General features: G+C 64.8%; 2 protein-coding genes. One reads left to right on the top strand and one right to left on the bottom strand.

Going from position 1 to position 1,151, the window contains the following annotated elements; genetic code table 11:
• The coding region (locus tag U1769_RS25220) for a HEPN domain-containing protein (protein ID WP_332720904.1) at positions 1 to 727 on the top strand (727 nt) is incomplete at its 5' end.
• 22 nt (positions 728 to 749) lie between these two features.
• Here U1769_RS25220 and U1769_RS25215 read toward each other — a convergent pair.
• Positions 750 to 1,130 (bottom strand): hypothetical protein, encoded by a 381-nt coding sequence (locus tag U1769_RS25215; protein ID WP_332720903.1) that lies wholly within the window; start codon positions 1,128 to 1,130, stop codon positions 750 to 752.
• Positions 1,131 to 1,151 lie beyond the last annotated feature (21 nt).

Below are 1,151 nucleotides of genomic sequence, written 5' to 3'. Positions count from 1 at the left end.
CTCAGACTTCGATCTGCTCCTCATCGTGAACGACAAGCGGCCTACCGAGAAGGTCGATTATTGGCTCAAGCTCGACGATCGCCTCATCCGCGAGCTGGCGATCGACAAGACGCTGCACACGCCCGTCAACTTCATCGTTCACACCACGCAGGAAGTGAACGATGGTCTCGCCCACGGCCGCTATTTCTTCATGGACGTCGCGAAGGACGGCATCGCGCTCTACCAGTTCGACGACAAGCTGCTCCACACCCCCAAGCCCAAGACGGCAGAGCAAGCGCTGGCGATGGCGAAGGAGTATTTCGACGAGTGGTATCCGAGCGCAATGCGCGCTCACGTCAACTACGGCGACGATCTAAAGCGGGGCTGGTATAAAGAAGCGGCCTTCATGCTCCATCAGGCCACCGAGCGCCTTTACCACGGCGTCCTGCTCGTCTGCACCTTCTACACCCCGCACGTCCATAATCTCGCCTTCCTGCGCACCCAGGCCGAGCGGATCGACATGCGGATCGTCGATGCCTGGCCGCGCGAGCTGCGCGCCGATCGCGCCCGCTTCGAGAAGCTCAAGGAGGCCTATGTGAAGGCCCGCTATTCGAAGCACTATCGCATCACCGAAGAAGAGCTGCTCTGGCTCGGCGGCTGCGTCGAGGAGCTGGGCCGCGCCGTGCACGCGATCTGCTCCGAGCGCATCGCCGCGCTCGAGGCCGACGCCGAGCGGGCCGTCACCTGATCGGCCCGCCTACCGGCGATCGTCAGCGCCGGAGCATCACCGCCCACATCGCGTCCCACCGCACCCGGTCCAGCGCCAGCTCCGCCTCCGTGCGCGGCACCGCCGCCTGCGCGTCGGCGACGCTCCTCTCGCCGCGCCCGACCAGTTGCAGATAGTGGAGCGCACAGGCGAAGCGATGCTCGACCTCGTCGACTCCGATCCCGACCCGCGCCGCCACCGCGCCATAATCCAGTTCCTCATAGCGGATCGGATCGAACACCACATGCAGCAGCGCGGGCATCGTATCGACCGCGCGCTGCAACCACCGCAACCGGCGCCAGCCCCGGACCCATTTGCCGACACCGCGACAGCCATCCGCAGACCCGATCTCCTCGATCAGACGGACCCTCTCGATCATCTTCATTGCTCCGCTCCTTTCTTCCCT

Source organism: Parasphingomonas zepuensis, from assembly GCF_036663735.1.
In the GTDB taxonomy this organism is placed as follows: Bacteria; Pseudomonadota; Alphaproteobacteria; order Sphingomonadales; family Sphingomonadaceae; genus Sphingomonas.
Note: the sequence above shows the minus strand (reverse complement) of the source record. Positions and strands in the feature narration are given on the sequence as shown.